This window comes from Intrasporangium sp., from assembly GCF_040414665.1.
Lineage (GTDB): Bacteria > Actinomycetota > Actinomycetes > Actinomycetales > Dermatophilaceae > Intrasporangium.
On sequence record NZ_JBEDUL010000166.1, the window covers coordinates 1 to 4,780 of the forward strand.

Annotated in this window: 8 protein-coding genes; 2 read left to right on the plus strand and 6 right to left on the minus strand. The window is 66.0% G+C overall.

What is annotated here, in order from left to right; translation table 11 throughout:
- Positions 1–366 precede the first annotated feature (366 nt).
- Positions 367–885, plus strand: a complete 519-nt coding sequence (locus ABF401_RS17810) for a hypothetical protein (protein WP_353510926.1) — start codon at positions 367–369, stop codon at positions 883–885.
- The gene (locus ABF401_RS17815; RefSeq protein WP_353510927.1) at positions 825–1,487 is read left to right on the plus strand and encodes a hypothetical protein; all 663 of its coding nucleotides are present in this window, start codon (positions 825–827) and stop codon (positions 1,485–1,487) included. Before ABF401_RS17810 ends, ABF401_RS17815 begins: the two co-directional genes overlap by 61 nt.
- A gap of 187 nt (positions 1,488–1,674) precedes the next feature.
- Here ABF401_RS17815 and ABF401_RS17820 read toward each other — a convergent pair whose 3' ends face one another.
- The 6 genes from ABF401_RS17820 to ABF401_RS17845 all read right to left on the minus strand — a co-directional run bounded on the left by ABF401_RS17820 (position 1,675) and on the right by ABF401_RS17845 (position 4,329).
- Complete coding sequence (locus ABF401_RS17820; protein ID WP_353510928.1) at positions 1,675–2,004, minus strand: hypothetical protein; 330 nt, start codon at positions 2,002–2,004, stop codon at positions 1,675–1,677.
- A gap of 503 nt (positions 2,005–2,507) precedes the next feature.
- On the minus strand, positions 2,508–2,702 hold the full coding sequence (locus tag ABF401_RS17825) for a hypothetical protein (protein WP_353510929.1): 195 nt from the start codon (positions 2,700–2,702) through the stop codon (positions 2,508–2,510).
- 183 nt (positions 2,703–2,885) lie between these two features.
- The gene (locus ABF401_RS20570; RefSeq protein WP_502908280.1) at positions 2,886–3,026 is read right to left on the minus strand and encodes a hypothetical protein; all 141 of its coding nucleotides are present in this window, start codon (positions 3,024–3,026) and stop codon (positions 2,886–2,888) included.
- The gene (locus ABF401_RS17835; RefSeq protein WP_353510930.1) at positions 3,023–3,271 is read right to left on the minus strand and encodes a ribbon-helix-helix protein, CopG family; all 249 of its coding nucleotides are present in this window, start codon (positions 3,269–3,271) and stop codon (positions 3,023–3,025) included. The genes ABF401_RS20570 and ABF401_RS17835 overlap by 4 nt, the downstream gene beginning before the upstream one ends.
- Positions 3,272–3,391: 120 nt before the next feature.
- Positions 3,392–3,805, minus strand: a complete 414-nt coding sequence (locus tag ABF401_RS17840; RefSeq protein WP_353510931.1) for a hypothetical protein — start codon at positions 3,803–3,805, stop codon at positions 3,392–3,394.
- Positions 3,754–4,329, minus strand: a complete 576-nt coding sequence (locus ABF401_RS17845) for a tyrosine-type recombinase/integrase (RefSeq protein ID WP_353510932.1) — start codon at positions 4,327–4,329, stop codon at positions 3,754–3,756. The genes ABF401_RS17840 and ABF401_RS17845 overlap by 52 nt, the downstream gene beginning before the upstream one ends.
- Between the last annotated feature and the right edge of the window lie 451 nt (positions 4,330–4,780).

Sequence of the window (4,780 nt, forward strand, 5' to 3'; positions counted from 1 at the left end):
TCAGACGCGGTTTTGTTCACCTCGCTGTTGGCCGCTAAGACCCATTCTGGGACCCATGGCCGGATTTGGCCGGGTACGGCTGAGCACGAGGTGGCGCTGCTGAGCTCCGAGCTCGGGCCGGGAGTCACGTCAATCGCGGCGGAGCGCGTGACCACCAGATGCGGCTTGCACGACCGCCCACGTCTTCGACATCTCGGACCACTGGTTCCCGCGACGGCCGCCAGTTTGAACAGTTGCGATCGAAGCCGATCTCCGAACTGCGAGCCATGAGCACCGAAGCGTCAAGCGCCGGGATCGCGGCCACGCCCTCAGAGATCTGTGTGACGTCCGCGGGCACGATCCATTACGGTCTCCCGGAATACTTTCATGCAGGCCTACGCCTGGTCCGGCGCGCTGGCGACCGTCATACAGAAGAACGGCAACGACCATACACTCGGCATCGGCTTCAGTTCCACCGGTAGCAATTCGGGGTTTAAGCAGAGTGGCACTCAGTCCACAAATATGGCGCCCAGTGCGTCGCGCAGTGGAGTCGCGGACACGTACGTCTGGAACAAGGTCAACTATCGCGACTACTACAGCAGTTGTAGCCCGTCAGTCACTCGTAAGCCATACAGCGTCAATGCGCTTCTTTCGAACTTCACGTACACGCCGCACGTCACATGGAGCACCTGCACCACGTACAGGGGTGGCACCTACACGAAGTATCAGGGCACGAACGTAACGTATGGTGCGGGCCTGGACATCGGTCCGATCAACGTCAGTGCCCAGAGTGGGTGGAAGTCCAACACCGAGATCGCGTGGACCGTGACCAAGCGGACCACGTTGTGCGCCAACAGCGCGTCCGGCTGGGTCTCATCTTCCTTGGCATCGGCCTCCGCCGGGTGAACACCGCTCCCGAAGATGCGGGCCGACCGGGACGATTGCCCCGGTCGGCCCTGATCCTCGCGGTGTGCGTGGGGCTGGCAACCGCCACCTTCGCAGTGTCCACCACGACGCGGCGACAGGAGCCTTCTCAAGGACGACTGACCACACCGATCACCCTGCCATTCGGGGCGTCCCTTCCAGCGACCACTTCGGCGCGCCCGTACACATTCGGAAGCATTCCGATCTGCCTCGACAAGGTCGGCACCGTCCAGATTGATAGCGTTGCCGCCGTCAATTCCCAAGGTGGACTGTCCGTCAGCGGCTTCGCGGTCCGGCCATTGAGCCCCAGTCTGTTCGGCTCACAAGACCGGGCCCTTGTCGCAACTGGATTCAACGGAACTGACGCCGTCTCCCAGACATGCCGGCAGCCACCTGGCGGCGCCGAACTGGCTGTCGAGTTCCGCAAGGAACGAGACAGCACGGCCCGCGCCGATGGAATATTGGTGTACTGGCACAACGAGTCCGAACGCGGCGAAGTCGAGATCCCTTTTCATATCGTGCTGTGCGAAGGACCCGATGAGACCATCCCAACCTGCCAGGCCTTTCCCCAAGCCGACTCGTGACCTGATCGATGTGTGGTTGGGTTGACTCTTTGCGGAGACGTCCACGTCCCGTCCCGTGGTCACGACGTCATCGCGAATCGCGCCAGCCGACGCCCGAGCGCGTCGCTGCGGGGAAGGGGTTGTTTCGGCGCTTCAGGAGCGTCCGATCATGATCGGCGTTGTCGCGTCCGGATTGTGAGTCAGTTCGTCACTCACCCGGGGGAGCCGGTGGTCTGCTGAACTCGCGCGTCGAGCCGTCGATCAGGCCAGCCGTGAACGAGAACTCCATGCTAAGCGGTGCAGTCGGTGCAGTTGAGACCTCGAAGGTTTCCCCGGGCCACCACGCGGCGAAGTACCCGTTCCGTACCGTCGCCACCACGTCGCCCTGCTCCTTCGTGTGGACGGTGACGCGCTTGACGTTCTCCCCGACCCGGCCCGCAACAATCCGGACGATCGGCTCGCCCGTGTCGTTGCTGAAGGCGCTGCCTCGGTCCGAGACCAACCCATCTGGAGCTGGCTCCGCGGTGAGGCGTGTCATGGACGAACCACCCTTGGGCTCACCTGGCACGCGCTGTTGATGGCACGCGACGAGCAGGCCGTCCGGTCCGCGGAGCGGGGCCAGTGCGTTCTCACCCCGCCGTTCCGAGAGCACCGGATGAGTCGGCTCTCGCGGCAGGGCGAGGCCCGCCCAGTGCTTGGCCGGAAATGGCCGCGTACAGGCGGAGCTGAGGTGGGCCGAGGGGCTGCTGGGGTCACTTCCGGGCTTGCTTCTGCCAGGCAGTGCGGCATTGCGACCCAAGCACCCACGCGCTGATACACCCGACTCGCGGCATGTGAGTGGATGTCACTCCGGCGTGAACAGGACCCTGTGGCTGTCGGGGCAGCTGTCGTCAGGAACCTCTCCAAGCACGTAATCGCATCATCCAAGTCGACCAGGGCAGACCCTGGAGCCTCGGATCATGACCCGAAATAGTCGTAGATCAGAACCCGTGAATCGTGGTCGTCTCCCACGCTGCGGAAGGATTCGCCGAATGAGTCCGTTCACATGACGATTGCGAGCTGCCCGTCGGTACCAACAACCAGCCCAGAACCGTCGGGCCGGGTCACTTCCAACGCGGGGTGACCGCGACCCGATCGGTGCCCGAGCACGGCGTCGATGAGCGCGCGTCCGGCCTCGGCCGGGACGTCCGTCTCGTAGATCGCTTCGCGCGCCGGTTCCCAGTACGCCGCTCGCATCTCTGGATCATGGCATCCGACGCCAGCACAGGCCTTTGTGGCGGCGAAGACGCCCTCGCCGCGGCAGTTGCACGCCTCGGATCAGGGCAGAAGCTCCCAATACTGCCGCCGAGCCGGCATCGCGTGGATGACCATCTCCTCGCCGCTCTGGAAGATCAGCACAACGGTCTCCAGCAGCCGCGCCTACGTGTCGAACCCGAGCCGCAGCTCGCGACGTGGCCACTCCTCTTCCTCGAGGGGCTCGATCCACAGCGACAGGTCGGCAGCCTGGACCGCGTCCTCAGGCAGGACCCCGTGCTTGAGCGCACTGCGGTGGACCTTCACGCGGCGTAGCCGGCCAGGGCCCGTCGGATCGCCTCAGAGCGCGACAGGTGCTCCCGCGCGGCGTAAGCATCGAGCGCCGCGATCTCCTCGGCCGTCAGCCGCACGGCGATGACCTGCGTGGGCTCGGCCCCACGCCCAGGACGTCCTCGCCCGCGGCGCTTCAGCTCCTTGAGGTCATACCCCGCCTCGGCTTCGTCCGCCCACTTCTGGATCTGCTCATCCGTCACCTGGTCATCACCCACCATCACGAAATCGTATAACGAAAACCGAAGGGCAGGGCCCGGCAACGTCCAGCTACGGCTCCGATCACCCACATAACTCCGATCAGCGACTACCGTTCATCGGCATTATGTGGGTGGTCGGTGTCAAGAGGCCTCGGTGGTGCCGAGGCCGGTGATGAGCTGGTCGAAGATCTCGGCGCGGCGGGTTTGGCCTTTGGCGCAGGCGTCCTCGCGTTGGGCCAGCAGGGTGGGTCGGAACTCGATGGTGGTCTGGAAGAACGTGCAGGACTCGCAGATGCTCTCGTACTGGCAGTCAATCGCCTTGGGTCGGACGCAGTAGCCGTTGCCGAGCATCCGATGGTGCTCGCGGCTCAGGCGGGCCATGTTCGGTCCGAGCGCGTCGGCGGGCAGCTGCGCGGGGTGAGAGTAGAGAGCCTCGACCTTCTCGGCGACGGTGAAGTACTCCTCGGCGACAGTGCGGTTGGCAATCTTGGCGTACACGAGGGTCATGTCCAGCGACTTGTGGCCGAGCATCGCGGCGATGGCCTCGATGGACATGCCCGGTTGATCGCTTGGGTGGCCAGGGTGTGCCGAAGCTGGTGGGGGTGGATGTGCGCCAGCCCGGCGGCGGCGCCGGCTCGGTTGATCATTCGGGTCACGGAGTGACGGTCGAGGCCTCTGCCGTTCTCCCTGGGCAGCAGCAGCGGGTGCCCGGGTGGGACGTGCCTGGCGCGGTAGGCGTCGACGAGCCGCACGATGCGTGGGTGCAGCGGCAGGTAGCGGTCCTCGTGGAGCTTGCCGACCGGCATGTGCAGCCAGTGGGTGTCGCCGATGAGCACGACAGCGTCGGCGGTCAGGGCGGTGTACTCCCCGACCCGTAGTCCGGTGCGCAGCAGGAACTCGACGGTGACCCCAACGAGCATCCTTCGGTCTGCTTGGGCGGCGCGTAGCAGCTTGGCCGCGGTCGGGTCGTCCAGGGCCTTGGGCAGGGCGTGCTGCTGGCGGGGCACGTCGCCGAGGAACATCGGCACCCGTGGTGGGGCCTCGTCCCAGCCCCATGCGTCGATCCGGACGAAGAACACCCGCAGGGTGCCGAGGCGGTGGGCGATGGTGGCCGGTGTGACGCAGGCCTTGTTCTGTCCGGGGCGGGCTGCGACCCACGTCTTGAATCCCTCGACCTGAGGGCGTCCGACGTCCCGAACCGTTGTACCGCAGGGTGTTCCGCGGCGAGGTAGGTGGCGAAGGAGCGTAGTGCGAGGTCGGCGCCGGCGACGCTGCCCGGTCGTAGGACGGCGGCGACCTGAGCTAGGTGGGCGCGCATCGTGGCCACGACCTGCGGGTGGGTTGCCTCGAGCTGGGCCCAGGTCGGCAGCAGCAGCGGGCCGCTCACCGTAGTCTCCTGAATCCCGGGATCGGTGCACGATCGCGGTCGCGACCCTCCGCCGCCGGTGTGGGTGGTCGCACCGGCCGTGTGCCCGCACCGCCGGCGAAGACCTGGGCGTCGATGACCTCCGCGGCCCGGCGGTACTGGGA

What these genes read in the sequence shown, in the direction of transcription:
- ABF401_RS17840 (WP_353510931.1), bottom strand. Translation starts at nt 3,805, where the DNA reads ATGTCCATCGAGGCCATCGCCGCGATGCTCGGCCACAAGTCGCTGGAC.
- ABF401_RS17820 (WP_353510928.1), bottom strand. Translation starts at nt 2,004, where the DNA reads ATGACACGCCTCACCGCGGAGCCAGCTCCAGATGGGTTGGTCTCGGAC.
- ABF401_RS17810 (WP_353510926.1), top strand. Translation starts at nt 367, where the DNA reads ATGCAGGCCTACGCCTGGTCCGGCGCGCTGGCGACCGTCATACAGAAG.
- ABF401_RS17835 (WP_353510930.1), bottom strand. Translation starts at nt 3,271, where the DNA reads ATGGTGGGTGATGACCAGGTGACGGATGAGCAGATCCAGAAGTGGGCG.
- ABF401_RS17825 (WP_353510929.1), bottom strand. Translation starts at nt 2,702, where the DNA reads ATGCGAGCGGCGTACTGGGAACCGGCGCGCGAAGCGATCTACGAGACG.